Origin of the sequence: Solwaraspora sp. WMMA2080, assembly GCF_027497395.1 — a bacterium.
Lineage (GTDB): Bacteria > Actinomycetota > Actinomycetes > Mycobacteriales > Micromonosporaceae > Micromonospora_E.
Map to the genome: position 1 here is coordinate 2,533,944 of NZ_CP114910.1, position 17,012 is coordinate 2,550,955.

Annotated in this window: 13 protein-coding genes; 4 read left to right on the forward strand and 9 right to left on the reverse strand. The window is 70.7% G+C overall.

Annotated elements, in window-relative coordinates:
• Positions 1 to 21: 21 nt before the first annotated feature.
• Positions 22 to 1,626, reverse strand: coding sequence for a citramalate synthase (cimA, locus tag O7543_RS11595; RefSeq protein ID WP_281553819.1), 1,605 nt, complete (start codon positions 1,624 to 1,626; stop codon positions 22 to 24).
• A 336-nt stretch (positions 1,627 to 1,962) separates the two neighbouring features.
• Here cimA and O7543_RS11600 point away from each other — a divergent pair, with 336 nt between their 5' ends.
• Both O7543_RS11600 and O7543_RS11605 read left to right on the forward strand, forming a co-directional pair.
• Positions 1,963 to 2,424: a PRC-barrel domain containing protein gene (locus tag O7543_RS11600; protein WP_281553818.1), complete on the forward strand. Its 462-nt coding sequence runs from the start codon at positions 1,963 to 1,965 to the stop codon at positions 2,422 to 2,424.
• 97 nt (positions 2,425 to 2,521) lie between these two features.
• Entirely contained in the window at positions 2,522 to 3,262 is a 741-nt protein-coding gene (locus O7543_RS11605; RefSeq protein ID WP_281553817.1) for a tyrosine-protein phosphatase, read from the forward strand.
• Between the two features lie 52 nt (positions 3,263 to 3,314).
• Here O7543_RS11605 and O7543_RS11610 read toward each other — a convergent pair whose 3' ends face one another.
• Both O7543_RS11610 and O7543_RS11615 read right to left on the reverse strand, forming a co-directional pair.
• Positions 3,315 to 4,412, reverse strand: coding sequence for a branched-chain amino acid aminotransferase (locus tag O7543_RS11610; RefSeq protein WP_281555490.1), 1,098 nt, complete (start codon positions 4,410 to 4,412; stop codon positions 3,315 to 3,317).
• 354 nt (positions 4,413 to 4,766) lie between these two features.
• Positions 4,767 to 5,798, reverse strand: a complete 1,032-nt coding sequence (locus O7543_RS11615) for a 3-isopropylmalate dehydrogenase (RefSeq protein WP_281555489.1) — start codon at positions 5,796 to 5,798, stop codon at positions 4,767 to 4,769.
• A 219-nt stretch (positions 5,799 to 6,017) separates the two neighbouring features.
• Between O7543_RS11615 and O7543_RS11620 the strand changes: the two genes are divergently transcribed.
• Both O7543_RS11620 and O7543_RS11625 read left to right on the forward strand, forming a co-directional pair.
• Positions 6,018 to 6,941 carry an FAD:protein FMN transferase gene (locus O7543_RS11620; RefSeq protein WP_281553816.1) on the forward strand — a complete coding sequence of 308 codons (924 nt, stop codon included), beginning with the start codon at positions 6,018 to 6,020 and terminating at the stop codon, positions 6,939 to 6,941.
• Between the two features lie 246 nt (positions 6,942 to 7,187).
• Positions 7,188 to 7,556, forward strand: a complete 369-nt coding sequence (locus O7543_RS11625; protein WP_278167706.1) for a hypothetical protein — start codon at positions 7,188 to 7,190, stop codon at positions 7,554 to 7,556.
• A gap of 63 nt (positions 7,557 to 7,619) precedes the next feature.
• Here O7543_RS11625 and serA read toward each other — a convergent pair whose 3' ends face one another.
• The 6 genes from serA to O7543_RS11655 all read right to left on the reverse strand — a co-directional run bounded on the left by serA (position 7,620) and on the right by O7543_RS11655 (position 16,996).
• On the reverse strand, positions 7,620 to 9,218 hold the full coding sequence (gene serA / locus O7543_RS11630; protein ID WP_281553815.1) for a phosphoglycerate dehydrogenase: 1,599 nt from the start codon (positions 9,216 to 9,218) through the stop codon (positions 7,620 to 7,622).
• A 268-nt stretch (positions 9,219 to 9,486) separates the two neighbouring features.
• Positions 9,487 to 10,749: a mannosyl-3-phosphoglycerate synthase gene (mpgS, locus tag O7543_RS11635; protein ID WP_348650098.1), complete on the reverse strand. Its 1,263-nt coding sequence runs from the start codon at positions 10,747 to 10,749 to the stop codon at positions 9,487 to 9,489.
• A 150-nt stretch (positions 10,750 to 10,899) separates the two neighbouring features.
• A complete protein-coding gene (gene ilvC, locus O7543_RS11640) occupies positions 10,900 to 11,913 on the reverse strand; it encodes a ketol-acid reductoisomerase (protein WP_281553813.1) in 1,014 nt (337 codons plus the stop codon).
• Positions 11,914 to 12,016: 103 nt separating this feature from the next.
• The gene (ilvN, locus tag O7543_RS11645) at positions 12,017 to 12,532 is read right to left on the reverse strand and encodes an acetolactate synthase small subunit (RefSeq protein ID WP_281553812.1); all 516 of its coding nucleotides are present in this window, start codon (positions 12,530 to 12,532) and stop codon (positions 12,017 to 12,019) included.
• Between the two features lie 49 nt (positions 12,533 to 12,581).
• Positions 12,582 to 14,471 carry an acetolactate synthase large subunit gene (locus O7543_RS11650; RefSeq protein ID WP_281553811.1) on the reverse strand — a complete coding sequence of 630 codons (1,890 nt, stop codon included), beginning with the start codon at positions 14,469 to 14,471 and terminating at the stop codon, positions 12,582 to 12,584.
• Positions 14,472 to 14,668: 197 nt separating this feature from the next.
• Positions 14,669 to 16,996 (reverse strand): bifunctional diguanylate cyclase/phosphodiesterase, encoded by a 2,328-nt coding sequence (locus tag O7543_RS11655; RefSeq protein ID WP_281555488.1) that lies wholly within the window; start codon positions 16,994 to 16,996, stop codon positions 14,669 to 14,671.
• Positions 16,997 to 17,012: the final 16 nt, after the last annotated feature.

A 17,012-nucleotide genomic window follows, 5' to 3' on the forward strand; every position in this document is an offset into this window, starting at 1 on the left:
CGGTGGCCCCGGGCCGGCAGGTCAGACGCCAGTGGTGGTCCGGCTGCGGGCCAGTCCGTAGGTGAGCGCGTCGACCAGGGCGTGCCAGCTGGCCTCGACCACGTTCTCGTGCACCCCGACGGTGGTCCAGTCCCGGGCGTTGCCGTCGACCGTCTCCACCAGCACCCGGGTGATCGCCCCGGTGCCCTGGCTGCCTTCCAGGATCCGCACCTTGTAGTCGGCCAACCGGAAGTCGGCCAGGTCCGGGTAGTGGCTGCGCAGCGCCACCCGCAACGCCTCGTCGAGGGCGTTGACCGGGCCGTTGCCCTCGGCGGTGGCGATCACCCGCTCGCCGCGTACCCGGACCTTGACGGTGGCCTCGGAGACCACCGCGCCGTCCTCGCGGTGCTCCACCAGCACCCGGTAGGACTCCAGGGCGAACGGCCGGGTGGTGACGGCACCGGTGTCGGCCGCCAACTCGGAGCGGACCAGCAGCTCGAACGAGGCGTCGGCGGCTTCGAAGGACCAGCCGCCGGCCTCCAGCTCCTTGACCCGCTTGGTGACCCGGGACAGCGCGTCCGGATGGCCGGCCAGGTCGACACCGAGTTCACGACTCTTCAACTCGATGCTGGCCCGGCCGGCCATCTCGGTCACCAGGATCCGCATGTCGTTGCCGACAACCGACGGGTCGACGTGGTTGTACAGCAACGGATCCACTTTGATCGCACTCGCGTGCAGCCCCGCCTTGTGGGCGAAGGCGGCGGCCCCGACGTAGGCCTGGTGGGTGTCGGGGGCGATGTTGGCGATCTCGGCGATGGCGTGCGAGACGCGCACCATCTGTTCCAGGCAGCCGTCCGGTAGGACCGGCAGCCCGAGCTTGAGTTGCAGGTTGGCGACGACGGCGAACAGGTCGGCGTTGCCGGGGCGTTCGCCGTACCCGTTGGCGGTGCCCTGGAAGTGCCGGACGCCGGCCTCGACGGCGGCGATGGTGTTGGCCACCGCGCAGGAGGTGTCGTTCTGGCAGTGGATGCCGAGCCGGTCGGCGCTCAGCCCGGTCCGGTCGACCAGATCGGCGATCGCCGCGCCGATCTGTGACGGCAGCATCCCGCCATTGGTGTCGCACATCACCACGACCTCGGCGCCGGCGGCGGCCGCCGCGCTGACCACCGAGGCGGTGTACGCCGGGTCGTGCCGGAAGCCGTCGAAGAAGTGTTCGCAGTCGAGGAAGACCCGCCGGCCCTCGGCGACGAAGTGCGCGACCGTGTCGGTGACCATCGCCAGGTTCTCCGCGCCGGTGGTGCGCAGCGCCCGTTCGACGTGCCGGATGTCGGACTTGGCGACCAGGCAGACCGCTGGTGTCTCGGCGTCGAGCAGGGCCCGTACCTGCGGATCGTCGGCGACCTTGACGCCGGCCTTGCGGGTGGCACCGAACGCGACGAGTACGGCGTGCCGCAGATCGAGTTCGGTGCGGGCTCTGCGGAAGAACTCGGTGTCCTTCGGCATCGCGCCGGGCCAGCCGCCCTCGATGAAGCCGACGCCGAAGTCGTCCAGCAGCCGCGCGACGGCGAGTTTGTCGACCACCGAGTAGCTGATGCCCTCACGCTGCGCACCGTCGCGCAGAGTCGTGTCATAGACCTGGAAAGTCATCTCGATCCTTTCGACGGACGTCCCGTACCACCCGCTGCTCGCGCCGGGCCGTCCCCACCCGCTCGTCCGGCCGACCTCGTACGGCCAACAAAAAGACCCCCCGCGGATGCGGGAGGTCTGCGCGCTCGGCGGACGGTTGCCGGGCGCGCTAACTGCCAATAATGAGTACGAGGCGAGTCACGCAGGGTACTTTGCCACCGACCGCGCCCGGACCGGTAGTCGAATCCACATCGCGGGACAGTGGGACCGTCCGAGGTCAGGTGTACCGATCGAGCGCCATGGGTATTCCTGGGACGACGACGCAGTCAGTTCCGCCGAGCGAGGGAGTGACCTCCGATGGACAGGCTCGATCCGCAACACACCGCACTGACGGGGCCGGCCGGTGGTCAGGGTGACGTCGTGGGCGGCACCCCGGCCGGCACGTTCGACCCGTGGCGCTACCGCGACGACGCGGGGGTCGACGGCGCCAACCTGGCCGGCTACCACGTCGAGGCGACCGACGGCGGCATCGGCAAGATCGACTCCGCCACCGAAGAGGTGGACGGCAGCCATCTGGTGGTCGACACCGGGCCGTGGATCTTCGGCCGGAAGGTGATGCTGCCGGCCGGGGTGGTCAACCACGTCGACCACGACGAGCAGAAGGTCTACGTCGACCGCGACAAGAGCCAGATCAAGGACGCCCCCGAGTACGACGGGACCAGCTCGACAGATCCGGCGTACCGCGACAAGCTGAGCGCCTACTACGGCGGTGCCACCGGCACCCCGGTCCCGCCGATGGCGCCGGGCCGGATCATCTGACCCGGTGACGACCCACCCGGTGCGGGTGGCCGGTGCGGGTGGCACCGGCTACCCGCACCGTTTACCGGTGTCGGTCGGGCTGGCTACCGTAGGATCCATGACTGCCGCCGCCACCCGCTCGTTGGCCTTCGCGACCATGTTCAACTTCCGCGACATCGGGGGCTACCCGGGGCTCGACGGCCGTACGGTCCGCTGGCAGCGGATCTACCGGGCCGACTCGCCGCACCGGCTCGACACCGACGACGCGGCGGCGTTCGATGCGCTCGGCGTACGGACCGTGATCGACCTGCGCCGGCCGCACGAGGTCGAGACGTACGGACGAATCCCGCCAGCGGACGGCTTCGAGTACCACAACATCCACCTACGGCACCAGGACTGGGGCGAGATCCCCTACCAGCCGGAGCAGGGTGCCGCCCGCTACCTGGCCGACCGCTACCACGATCTGACCGAACAGGCCGCAGACGGTTTCGTCGCGGCGATCTCACTGCTGGCCGAGGCGCGGACCGCACCGGCGGTGGTGCACTGCATGGCCGGCAAGGACCGCACCGGGCTGGTCTGCGCGATGACTCTGTCCCTGCTCGGGGTCCGGGATTCGGTGATCGCCGAGGACTACGCGTTGAGCAACGCCGGCAGCGAACGGCTGCTCGCCTGGCTGCGTACCCAGGCCGGCAACGACCATCTGGTGCCGGTGCCGTTCTTCTCCTGCCCGGCCGAGGCGATGCAGACGTTCCTCACCGAGCTGCGGCAGCGGCACGGCTCGGTCGAGGGGTACCTGCGCGCAGCCGGGCTGCCCGCAGACCGGATCACGGCGTTGCGCGACCACCTGTTGACCCAGTGACCGGATGACGTGGTGACCGGGCCGGGGCCCGGTCACCACGTCACGGCGCTGCTCAGAACACCCGGTGCACCCAGCCGTCCGGGTCGGCGCCCCGGCCCCGCTGCAGGTCGACCAGGCTCTGCCGCAGCGCCATGGTGACCTCCCCCGGCCCGCCGTCGGCCACGGTGAACTCGCCGTCGGCCGAGCGGACCCGGCCGATCGGCGTGATCACCGCAGCGGTGCCGCAGGCGAACGCCTCACGCAATCTGCCGCTGGCCGCGTCGGCCTGCCACTGGGCCAGGCTGACCGGCTGTTCCACGACCTGGTGACCGGCCCGGCGGGCCAGGGTGATCACCGACTCGCGGGTGATGCCCGGCAGGATCGCGCCGGTCAGCGGCGGGGTGACCAGCGAACCGTCGTCGTAGACGAAGAAGACGTTCATGCCGCCGAGTTCGTCGACGTACTGCCGTTGCACCGCGTCGAGGAAGACCACCTGGTCGCAGCCGTGCTCGATCGCCTCTGCCTGGGCCACCAGCGAGGCGGCGTAGTTGCCCCCGCACTTCGCGGCCCCGGTACCGCCCGGGGCGGCCCGGGTGTAGACCGAGGACGCCCAGACCGTCACCGGTTTGACGCCGCCGGAGAAGTAGGAACCTACCGGTGAGGCGATCACCGCGTAGAGGTACTCGCGGGCCGGCCGGACACCGAGGAAGACCTCACTGGCGAACATGAACGGTCGCAGGTAGAGGCTGCCGTCGTCACCGGCGGGAATCCACTGTCGATCAATCGTGATCAGGTGCCGCAGCGAGTCGAGGAAGACCTGCTCCGGCAGGGCCGGCATCGCCATCCGGGCACCGGAGGCGATGAACCGCGCCGCGTTGGCGTCCGGGCGGAACAGGGTCACTCCCCCGTCCGCAGCGTGGTAGGCCTTCAGTCCTTCGAAGATTTCCTGGGCGTAGTGCAGCACCGCGGTCGCCGGATCCATCGGGATCGGCGCCCGTGGCTCCACCCGGGCGTCGTACCAGCCCTTGCCCTCGGCGTACCGGACGGTGACCATGTGGTCGGTGAAGATCTGACCGAACCCGGGATTGGCCAGCAGCGCGGCGCGTTCCGCGTCGGCTACCGGGTGTGGATTCGGACGGATCTCGAATTCGAGTTTGTCACCGCCGATCATCGGGCTGACCTCCATGGCGAGAAAGCGACGAAGCTGTGTGTCATGCAACTTACCCCGAACGTTCGTTCAGCGGGAACCGGCACGACGGCCGGTAGGTCCGCCACCTGGTGATTGGCCGTCGGCGGTGGCGTCGACGGCCGAGGTACGTCGGCGCGCCGACCGGCACGGGGCACCCGGATCGATCCGCGCATCGGCGTGTGAATCGACGGAGGCCGTACCGGTCGGGCTCGACGGAGGACGGCGCGGATCCGGCCGCCGACGCGCGTGACGTGGGCGGACACCGGTCCGCACGGCCGGTGCGCGGTGTGGCAACGGCGAGGCTCGACCGGCGGTACGCGGGTCGAGCGGTTGGGCTCAGCCCACCGCGTGAGCGGCCAGCCGATCGCCGATCTCGGCGGTACGCAGCGTGGCTCCCGGAGCGCGGGAGGCCAACTCGGCCGCGACCGCCCTGGCTACTCGCTCGGCCGATTCAGGGTGACCGAGGTGGTCGAGCAGTAGCGACGCGGACAGCACGGCGGCCACCGGGTCGGCGACGCCCTTGCCAGCGATGTCCGGCGCGGAGCCGTGCACCGGCTCGAACATCGACGGGTAGCGGCGTTCCGGGTTGATGCAGCCGCTGGCCGCCAGTCCGATGCCGCCGGTCACGGCAGCGGCGATGTCGGTCAGGATGTCACCGAACAGGTTGTCGGTGACCACCACGTCGTAGCGCTGGGGCTGGGTGACCATGAACATGGCCGCGGCGTCGACGTGCTGGTACTCGGTCTCGACGTCCGGGAAGTCGGCCTTGACGGCGGCGAAGGTCCGCGACCACAGCGACCCGGCGTGGGTCAGCACGTTGGTCTTGTGCACCAGGGTGACCTTGCGCCGCTCCCGGCGCGCGGCGCGGGTGAAGGCGTCCCGGATCACCCGCTCCACCCCGTGCCGGGTGTTGAGGCTCTCCTCGGTGGCGACCTCGGCGGGGGTGTCGCGGTGCATCGTGCCGCCGGCCCCGGTGTAGAGGCCCTCGGTGCCCTCGCGAACCACGACGAAGTCGATCTCGCCCGGCTTGACGCCCCCGAGCGGGCTGGCGGTGCCGGGCCAGAGCCGGGACGGACGCAGGTTGACGTACTGGTCGAAGGCGAACCGCAGCTTGAGCAGCAGGCCGCGCTCCAGTACTCCGGGCGGGACGCTGGGGTCGCCGACCGCGCCGAGCAGGATGGCGTCGTGACCGGCGAGTTCGTCCAGTACCGAGTCGGGCAGCACCTCGCCGGTGCGGTGGTAGCGGGCGGCGCCGAGGTCGTACTCGGTCGCCTCGACGCCGGGCAGCACCGCGTCGATGACCTTCCGGGCCTGCGCGGTCACCTCGGATCCGATGCCGTCGCCGGCCACGACCGCGATCCGCGCCATCGCCACGTCAACTCCCTCGTCTGCTCCGTCGACCGCCTAGCGCACGTTAAGCGATCGTCCCGGAAATCGGTACGTCGGTCCCAGGATACGGACGTTACCCGCTGGTCGAGGAGTCCCGCGCCGCCCAGGGGGCACACAGCCGGGCTTAACACCATACTTACCTCGGACGGCTACTGTAGGTGAAGACCGGATCCGGGCACCGGCGAAGGAGAATCGACGATGCTGGCGTACCGCGCCGCCCAGCCGGAACCGCCCGATCTGCGGATCGGTCCGACGCCGGGAGCCGGCGCCCCGACCGGGTCGTCCGGCACCGCCACGGCAACGGACGGCAACCGCCCGGCCGGCCAGCTGGTCGCCCGGCACACCGTCGCCACGTCCACCACCGAGTACCAGCTCGTTCTGGTGGGCAGCGAACGGATCGGCCGGCGTGGGCTGAGCGAGGCGATCGGCGACGCGGTCGCGGAGCTGCGGGCGATCGACGTGACGTACAGTCCGCTGCGGCCGAACAGTCTGGTTTCGCTGCTGCGCCGGGGTGAGGTCGCGGCCGAGGTCTATCCGCCGCTGGCCGATATCGTGCACCGGTGCGAGGCGATGCGGGTGGCCACCGAGGGCTGGTTCGACCCGTGGGCGGTGCCCGGTGGGTTCGACCCGGCCGGCATGATCAAGGGCTGGGCCATCGAGCGGGCCGCTGGTCGGTTGCGCGCCGCCGGAATCACCGAATACGCCGTGGTCAGCGGCGGTGATCTGGTGGTACGCGGACGCGCCCCGCACGGCGGACCGTGGCGGATCGCCCTGCAGCAGCCGCTGTCCGCAGACACCGGCGACGGCCCGGCCGGCGCCACGCCGGGCAGCCAGCCGACCACCGTGACCATGGTGGACGGAGCGATCGGGACCAGCGGACTGACCGCCGGCAGCCGAAAGGTCGTCGACCCGCACACCGGGGCCGTAGTGGAGCGGGACAGCGCCGCCATGGTGATCGGCGCGGACCTCGCGGTGGCCGACGGCTACGCGACCGCGCTGTTCGCCGCCGGACCCGCCGGCCGCGACTGGTTTCCTACAGTGGACGGATACCACGTACTGGACCTGGTCGGCGAAAGAAGATCGCCCCCTGGCGCGGCCCACCCCCGTGATCTCGGCAAATGACCACGGGAGCGGGCCGGCGACACGTGCGCTCAGCTCGCGCACCGGGGGTGCAGTCACCCGGGAGACCACGGCCCGGCCGGAACGTCACCCGAAGACGCGACCGGCGCCGGAGCAACTCCTGAGCAACCGCACCGCCACGCTATCGATTCCGCACAACCGGGCGCAAGGTTCCAATTCCTCTGACATTGCTTGTCGGCCACGGCACTGGGTGGAATGATCCCCCTGATGGATGGCACGCTGTGCGGCGTGACATTCGATCTAGTCGTATGGGCGTTGGACGATCAGTCCACCTCGGCGGACGTACACGCCGCACACGAACTGTGCCGGCAGGGTGAGCACGCCGACGGTGCGACCGACCGCCGGATCACGTCCTTCCACGCCGCGCTGACCGCCAGTTACCCGGATCAAGGTGCCGCTTCCACCACAGAAGACTGCCCCTGGGCAAAGGTCCCATTACATACCGCAACCGACCACGTCGAGATGAACCTGCGTCAGACCTGCGCCGACGAGGTGCTGCTCACCATCGAACGGCTGGCTCAGGAACACGATCTGCTGCTGCTCGACCCGCAGGACGGCTCGGTCTACCCGCCGCCGGCCAGCGCGTCGACCCGCTGAGCGGGCGGCGGTTCGGGGACGAGGGTCCCCGAACCGCCGAAGTCGGACGACACGTCCGGCGGGTCACTCCTCGCGAAGGTCCACCGCGCTGGCCGCGGTCGCCCCGATCGAGCTGGCGGCATTGTGCAGCGACTCCGCGCCGACGGCGGAGTCGACGGTGAGGGTCATCAGCGCCTCGCCACCGGCGGACCGCCGAGCCACCTGCATGGCGGCGATGTTGACACTGGACTCGCCGAGGATCGAGCCGATCGTCCCGACCACGCCCGGCCGGTCGGCGTACCGGAAGAAGAGCAGGATGCCCTCGGCGGACAGCTCGAGGTCGAAGCCGTCGACCTCGGTCAGCCGGACCACGTCCCGCCCGGCGGACTGCACCACGGTGCCGGAGACACTTGCCGTACCGCCGTCGGGCAGCACCCCCCGGACGGTGACCAGGTTGGGCTGGTCGACGGTGTCCGGGTGGGTGACCAGCTCCACCTCGACGCCCCGGTCGGCGGCCAGGTGCGGCGCGTTGACGTAGGTGACCTGCTCCTCGACCACCGAGCTGAACAGCCCCTTGGTGGCGGCCAGCTTGAGCACCGACACCTCGTTGCCGACGACCTCGCCGCGGACCTCGACGGTGACGCTGGCCGCGACCACCCCGGCCACCGCGGTGAACACCTTGCCGAGCTTCTCGGCCAGCGGCAGCAGCGGCCGGACATCCTCGGCGACCACCCCGCCGGCCTGCACGTTCACCGCGTCGGGAACGAACTCGCCCTGCAGCGCGAGCTTGACGCTGCGGGCCACGGCCAGACCCGCCTTGTCCTGCGCCTCGGCGGTCGAGGCCCCCAGGTGCGGGGTGGCGACGACGTTGTCGAAGGCGAACAGCGGCGACGAGGTGCACGGCTCCTTCGCGTACACGTCGACGCCGGCACCACCGACCCGGCCCTCGGCCAACGCATCGGCCAGCGCCTGCTCGTCGACGAGGCCGCCCCGGGCGGCGTTGACGATCCGGACCCCGGGCTTGACGATCGCCAGCTCCTTCTCGCCGATCAGGCCGAGCGTCTCCGGGGTCTTCGGCAGGTGGATCGAGATGAAGTCGCTCTCCCGGAGCAGCTCCTCCAGCCCGACCAGGCGAACCCCGAGCTGCGCCGCGCGGGCCGGCTGGATGTACGGGTCGTACGCGATCAGCCGGGTGCCGAACGCGGCGATCCGCTGCGCGAACAGCACGCCGATGCGGCCGAGCCCGACCACGCCGACGGTCTTGCCCTGCAGCTCGACGCCGGTGTACTTCGACCGTTTCCACTCGCCGGCCTTGAGCGCGGCGCTGGCGCTTGCGGTGTTGCGGGCCACCGCGAGCAGCAGGGCGATCGCCTGCTCAGCAGCGGAGACGATGTTGGAGGTGGGTGCGTTCACCACCATGACGCCTCGGGCGGTGGCGGCCGGCACCTCGACGTTGTCCAGGCCGACGCCGGCGCGGGCGACCACCTTCAGCTGGGGCGCGGCGGCCAACGCCTCGGCGTCGATCTGGGTGGCGCTGCGCACGATCACCGCGTGGGCGTCGGCGAGCGCGGCCAGCAGGGCGGGACGGTCCGTGCCGTCGACGTGGCGGACATCGAAGTCATGAGCGAGTACGTCGATTGCGGCGGGCGCGAGCTCTTCAGCGATCAGTACGACAGGATTCATTGGTCCTCAAAGTCGTCCGGGACGGGTATCGGCGGCGGTGGGGCGCCGCTCTGCGCCCTACGCTCCCCCGCCCGGGTGTCGCGCCGGCACGGAGGCGGCCTACCCGCGATCGTAGGCGCAGCCGTGGACGGCGCGGCTCAGGGCCGGGGGTGAGGGCCCTCACAAATCAGACCTAACACCCGCCCCCGGCCAACCGCCGCCGCACTCCGACCGCCGCCGGACCGTCAGCCGGCTGCCGCCGTACCCGTCAGCCCGCCCCGCCGGACCGTCAGCCGGCTGCCGCCGGACTGACCGGATGGCGGGGGATCCGGCTGCGGACGATGCCGCCGTCACCGATCTGCCGGAACGTGCCGGCCTCCGCCTCCAGGGTGTCGTAGAGCAGGTCGAAGGCGAGCGAACCGACCGGCGGATAGACCCGCTCGCGGGGCGGCTCGGCACCCGGCGACAACGCCCCCTGGTCGGTCATGAACTCGAGAATCGCCTCGCGGACCGCCGGCAGGCACACCGGGGAGTGGTACAGCACGTTGAGCGCCTGCATCCGCATGCCCTGGACGTGCTCCTCACCCTTGTTGTCGTGGAAGTGCGGGTTGCGGGTCTCCACCTGCAGCACCGGCACCGAATGCGCCATCACCTCGGGGCTGTCGGTGTCCAGGATGCCGCCGAAGCGTTCGAACAGGTCGACGTACTCGTACGGCTCGACGGCGAAACCGCCGGCCAGCCGCAGCCGCAGGCCGAGGTCGAGGCTGAGTGCGTGCTCGCCGGCGTTGCCGGTGGCGATCACCTCGGTGCCGAAGCCGGAGTACTCGGCGATCAGCCGGTTGAGGAATCCGTTGGTGATCTCCGAACTGCGGCCCCGGCGGCTGAAGAACAGTCGACCGTCGCGCAGCTTGGGCTTGGAGTGCCAGGAAATCCGGACCATCGAATACGGGCTGTCGGCCAGGTGCAGGCCAGCGGCGTACACCTTGCAGTATTCGTGGACCGCGCCGGGGACGTAGTTGTCGGCGTCCACGTAGCCGACGTACCGGCGCCCGGTGAGCGCGGCGACCGCCATGCCGATCAGCATCGCCTCGCCCTTGCCGGTGCGGATCAGCCCGCTCTCGTCGATCAGCTCCGGCATGCCGGCGGCTTTCATCGCCGCGGCCAGCCCTGGATCTCGTTGGTGCACGGTGACCGCCGGCCGGTCCGCCGACCGGCAGAACTGCTCAACGGTATGGGCCTCGATCTCATAACGGTCCACCGGCTGCCGGCCGCTGTTCGAGACGAGCACGATCAGACAGTCGTGCGGAATACCAGAGAGCACTCCTTCGATCACCCTGCGTGTTTCATTCATGCAGGGTATGACCACCACCATGTCCCGCTCGACGGCCCGGATGTCCTCCTGAGAGACCAGCCCACGGCTGCGGTCACCGGCGACATCCCCCGAGTCCAGCTCGATGACACGCTGAAGCTCATGGATGCGAACGGCCCCGAAGCGCTCCGTACGGTGCGATTGCTCCAGACGCATGCGGGGCACATTACCCGAGGCGGCCATTAACTACCTGTAACCGTAGGTCAATTATCGGCGTCGGAAACCGACTACCCGAAACCGACCCCAAGCCGCAATCTTCCGGTAACGAAACTCCGCCCGAGATAGGCGCAGAGCCCATCACCGATCACTGTCGGTGATGGGCTCTGTCCGGCGTCAGGCGGTCTCGGTGATCGGTCGGTCGACCCAGCTCATCATGCCGCGCAGCTTCCGCCCGGTCTCCTCGATCGGGTGCGCCGCGCCCTCGGCCCGCCACTTGGCGAAGTTCGGCCGGCCCGCGTCGTCCTCGGCGATCCACTCCCGGGCGAACTCCCCGGACTGCACCTCGGCGAGGATCTTGCGCATCTCCTCCTTGACCCTGGCGTCGACCACCCGTGGGCCACGGGAGTAGTCGCCGTACTCGGCGGTGTCCGACACGCTGTAGCGCATCCGGGCGACGCCGCCCTCGTACATCAGATCCACGATCAGCTTGAGCTCGTGCAGGCACTCGAAGTAGGCGATCTCCGGCGCGTAGCCGGCCTCGGTCAGCACTTCGAACCCGGTCTGCACCAGCGCCGACGCGCCGCCGCAGAGCACCGCCTGCTCACCGAACAGGTCGGTCTCGGTCTCCTCCTTGAAGGTGGTCTTGATCACGCCGGCCCGGGTGCCGCCGATCGCCTTGGCGTACGCCAGGGCGAGACCGAAGGCAGCACCGCTGGCGTCCTGCTCGACCGCGACCAGGCATGGCACGCCCTTGCCGTCGACGTACTGCCGACGGACCAGGTGCCCGGGGCCCTTCGGCGCCACCATCGCCACGTCCACATCGGCCGGCGGGGTGATGAACCCGTACCGGATGTTCAGCCCGTGGCCGAAGAAGAGCGCCTTGCCGGCGGTCAGGTTCGGTGCGATCGCCTCGGCGTAGAGCGACCGCTGCGCGGTGTCCGGGGCCAGCACCATGATCACGTCGGCCCAGGCCGAAGCCTCGGCTGGACCGAGGACCCGCAGCCCCTGCTCCTGTGCCTTGGCCCGGCTCTTGGAGCCCTCCGGCAGGCCGATCACGACGTCGACACCCGAGTCGCGCAGCGACAGCGCATGGGCGTGGCCCTGGCTGCCGTACCCCAGCACGGCGACCTTCCGCCCCTGGATGACGGTCAGGTCGGCGTCGTCGTCGTAGAACACCTCAGCGGTCATGACTTCCCTCTCGTGTGCCCGGCCACGGTGGCCGGCTTTTCCTCGGGCGGCAGCTGCCTGCCGCAGGTCATCAGGGCCGGCAGCCGATGCTGCCGGCCGGCGGTCAGGCGGCGCGCAGCGCCGGCCCGGTGGTGATCGACCGGGAGCCGCGCCCGATCGCGACCAGACCGGACTGCACCATCTCCTTGATGCCGAACGGTTCGAGATCGCGCAGCAACGCGTCCAGCTTGTCGGTCGTGCCGGTGGCCTCGACGGTGAGGGTGTCCGGTGCGACGTCCACCACCCGGGCGCGGAACAGGTTCACCGTCTCCAGCACCTGCGAGCGCATCGCCCGGTCCGCGCGGACCTTGACCAGCAGCAACTGGCGGGCGACCGACACCGCCGGATCGAGTTCCACGATCTTCAGTACGTTGACCAGCTTGTTCAGCTGCTTGGTCACCTGCTCCAGCGGCGACGAGTCGGCGTCGACGACGATGGTGACCCGGGAGACCTCGGGGTTCTCCGTTTCGCCGACCGCCAGTGAGTCGATGTTGAACCCGCGCCGGGAGAACAGGCCGGACACCCGGGCCAGCACCCCGGGCTTGTTCTCCACCAGCACGGAGAGCGTGTGCTTGGTCATTTCTTCCTCGTCATCATCGGATTGGCCGGGTCGTGACAGGTCGTCCTCGTCACAGGTCGTCCTCGTCGAAGGTGGGCCGGACGTCCCGGGCGAACATGATCTCATCGTTGCTGGTGCCGGCGGCGACCATCGGCCAGACCATGGCGTCCTTGCCGACCACGAAGTCGATCACGACCGGGACGTCGTTGATCTCCATTGCGGCGGCAATGGTCTTGTCCACGTCCGCGGCGTTTTCGCAGCGCAGCCCGACACAGCCGAGCGCCTCGGCCAGTTTGACGAAATCCGGGATGCGGTGCTTGTGGGTGCCCAGGTCGGTGTTGGAGTAGCGCTCGCCGTAGAACAGTGTCTGCCACTGCCGGACCATGCCCAGGTTGCCGTTGTTGATCAGCGCCACCTTGACCGGGATGCCCTCCAGGGCGCAGGTGGCCAGCTCCTGGTTGGTCATCTGGAAGCAGCCGTCGCCGTCGACCGCCCAGACCACCGTCTCCGGCTGGCCGACCTTGGCGCCCATCGCGGCCGGGACCGCGTACCCCATGGTGCCCAGGCCGCCGGAGTTGAGCCAGGTGTTCGGCTTCTCGTAGGAGATGAACTGGGAGGCCCACATCTGGTGCTGGCCGACGCCGGCGACGTAGATGGCGTCCGGTCCGGCCAGCTTGCCGAGCCGCTCGATCACGTACTGCGGGGACAGCGTGCCGTCGTCCGGCTCGTCGTAGCCCAGCGGGTAGCGTTGCCGCAGGTCGTCCAGCTGCGCCCACCAGTCGCTGCGGTCGCCGGCCGGGCCGGCGGGGCGCACCGCCGGGCGGCCGGCGGGGGGGGCGGCCCGCTCCGCCGCCGGGTACGCCTCGATCAGCTCGTCGATGACGTGCCGCGCGTCGCCGACGATCGGCACGTCGGCGGTACGGTTCTTGCCGATCTCGGCCGGGTCGATGTCGGCGTGCACCACCGCCGCGCCCGGGGCGAAGGAATCCAGCTTGCCGGTCACCCGGTCGTCGAACCGGGCGCCGAGAGCCACGATCAGGTCCGCCTTCTGCAGCGCGTACACCGCCGCGACGGTGCCGTGCATGCCGGGCATGCCCAGATGCTGCGGGTGCGAGTCGGGGAACGCGCCCCGGGCCATCAGCGTGGTGACCACCGGGATGCCGGTCAGTTCGGCGAGCCGGCGCAGCCCCTCGGTGGCCTGCGCCTTGAGCACGCCGCCGCCGACGTAGAGCACCGGGCGGCGGGCACCGGCCATCAGCCGGGCCGCCTCGCGGATCTGCTTGCCGTGCGGGTGCAGGGTCGGCCGGTAGCCGGGCAGGTCCAGCGTCGGCGGCCAGGCGAAGGTGGTCTGCGCCTGCAGCACGTCCTTGGGGATGTCGACCAGCACCGGGCCGGGCCGGCCGGTGGCCGCCAGGTGGAACGCCTCGGCGAGCACCCGGGGGATCTCCTCGCCCGACTGCACCAGGTAGTTGTGCTTGGTGATCGGCAGGGTGATGCCCTGGATGTCGGCTTCCTGAAAGGCGTCGGTGCCGATCGACGGGCGGGCCACCTGGCCGGTGATGGCCACGATCGGCACCGAGTCCATGTACGCGTCGGCGATCGGGGTGACCAGGTTGGTGGCACCCGGACCGGAGGTCGCCATGCACACCCCGACCCGACCGGTGGCCTGGGCGTAGCCGGTCGCGGCGTGCCCGGCGCCCTGCTCGTGGCGGACCAGGATGTGCCGCACCGTCGAGTCGTACAGCGGGTCGTAGGCCGGCAGGATCGCCCCGCCGGGGATGCCGAACACCACGTCGACGCCGAGTGCCTCCAGGGACCGGACCAGGCAACCCGCGCCGGAGACCGGCACCGGCGGGGCCGGCGGCGGGGTCACGGCGTTGGCGAGGGTGACCGGGGTCGGCGCGGCCGCCGCGGCCGAGTGCGCGCGGTGGGCGAGGGTCTCGGGCGTGGGTCTCGTCATGACGATTCAGGCCTTCAGCTCAGTGGTCTCGTGACATGGGTCTCGGCGGCGTATCCGGCAGATGGGACCGATCGGCCGGAACCGGCAGGGATGTGGCAATAAAAACGGCCCTCGTGCAGATGCACGGGGCCAGCGCACTCTCGATCGGAGAGTGCGCTCAGGTAAGTACTCGAGACGACAGAGTCAGCGACATGGGGCTAAGCCTGACGCATCTCACGCGATGAGTCAACTGATCTCACATCCTGGGCGACTAATGACGCCGCACCGGCGCTGGCCTGCTGATCTTCGCCGGGACGGCGGCGGCCGCCGATTCCATGCCGGTTACCGGACGACGTCGCCGCAGACAGCATCGCCTCCAGATGCTCGGCCGGCACCCCCCAGCCGAACAGCGCACCCTGCCCGAACCGGCAGCCCGCCTCCACCACGACGGCCAGCTCGGCCTGGTTGGTCACCCCCTCGGCGATGACCTCCAGACCCAACTGGTGCCCGAGCCGCATCACCACGTCGACCATCGGCGCGAACGCCCGCCGACCCGGCAGCGGCGGCGCGACCGGCCCCTGCTCCGCCACCAGGCTGTGGTCGATCTTGAGAATGTCGATCGGCAGGTTCCGCAGCTGGCCGAGCGACGAGTAGCCGGCGCCGAAATCGTCCAGGGCGATCCGTACCCCGGTGGCGCGCAGCGCCTTCAGCCGGCGGATCAGCTCCGCGAGGTCCCGGGCGACGGCATGCTCGGTGACCTCCAGCACCAGGCGTTGCGACGGCACCCGGTGCCGTCGCAACGCCTCGTCGACCTGCAGCACGTACTCCGGGGCGTGCAGCTCGTGCGGTGACACGTTGACCGACACCCAGACGTCGTGCCCCTCGGCCAGCCAGCGGGACAGCTGCCGGCACGCCTCGTCGAGCACCCAGGCACCCAGCCGGCTGATCATCCCGCACTCCTCGGCCAGCGGGATGAACTCGTCCGGTGGCACCTTGCCCAGCTCCGGATGGCGCCAACGGATCAACGCCTCGGCACCGACCGGCCGTACCGACGGCACCGCCACCACCGGCTGGAAGGCCAGCCGCAGCTCGCCGCGGTCGATCGCGCCGCGCATCTCGTGCTCCAGCCGGACCCGGCGACGCTGGGCCTGGTCGTAGGAGACGTCGTAGCGCTCCACCCGGTTCTTGCCCCGCTGCTTCGCCGAGCGCAGCGCCAGGTCCGCGTTGCGCAACAGCGTCGGCACGTCCTGCGCAGTCGAACAACAGGCCATCCCGATGCTCGTCGACACGTAGATCGGCCCCTTGTCATGCGGGTACGGCTCGTCGAGGGCGCGCAGGATCCGGACCGCGACGCTGTGCGCCTCGTCCGGGTCCGGCAACGACAGCAGTACGGCGAACTCGTCGCCGCCCAACCGGGCAGCCAGCCCCGCCCCGGCCAGCTCGGCGATCAGCCGCCGGCCCACCTCGATCAGCACCGCGTCACCGACGTCATGACCCCGCATGTCGTTGACCGTCTTGAAACCGTCCAGGTCCAGGGTGAGCAGCCCGCCGGGACGCCGATCGGCGACGCAGTCGTACAGCTCACGCAGCAGCGCCCGCCGGTTGGCCAACCCGGTCAACGGGTCGGTGTGCGCCAGGTTGCGAAAGTGCGCCTCGCTGGCCGCCAGCCGGGCCGCGTACCGGCGCACGTCGAGCAGTGCCAGATACTGCCGGCTCACCAGGATGAAGCCCTCCAGGCTGCCGACCGCCACCGCGACGGTGGTGAACTCGCCGCCGCTGGCCACGTGGTAGAAGCCTGCGGCGGCCATCACCACCATCGGCAGGAACACGTAACCGGCCCCGCGCGGCACCAGGCCGGCCGGCGCGCTGCCGCCGCACCCCGGCCGTCCCCCACCGAACCAGACCAGCACCAGCCCGACCGGCAACCCGACGGCACCGACCAGGACGAGCCCCACACCGTACTGGCAGATGCCCGCCGCCGCGCCGATACCGCTGAGCCCGATCAGCACAGTGCCCACACCGCCGAGCAGCGGACCGGCCGGATGCCGGCCGCTGTGCAGCGCGGTCATCACCGCCACGCCGGTGATCGCGGCGACGGTCGCGGTGGCCAGCAGGATCGCCGGGCAGGCGGTCGGGGTGGCCGCGCCCAGCAGCCGGGTCGGTGGGGCGACCAGTACCCAGCCGGTGAACCACAGCGCCGCACCGACCGCCAGGCAGTCGAGCAGGTGACGCGCGGTCGGCGCGGACCGCCCGGCGGTGCCCGGCAGCCGCAGCAGGCCCCAGATCAGCAGCAGTCCGCCGAGCGCGCAGCCGACCGCGACGACCGTGGCGAGCAGACTCCGCTGAGGCTGCTGCCGATCCCACTCGGCGGCCATCGCGACGGCGCCGACCAGCCCGGTGAGCACGCTGACGGTGGTCAGCCCGGCGCCGACCGCGAGCAGCCGGTGGGCCCGGTCCGACGATCCGTCCCGGCGGCGGGCCACGACGAACAACCATCCCACGCCCAGCGCAGCCGCCAGCCCACTCGCCAACGCGAGCGCCTGCATGCCCGAGGGGAGGTGC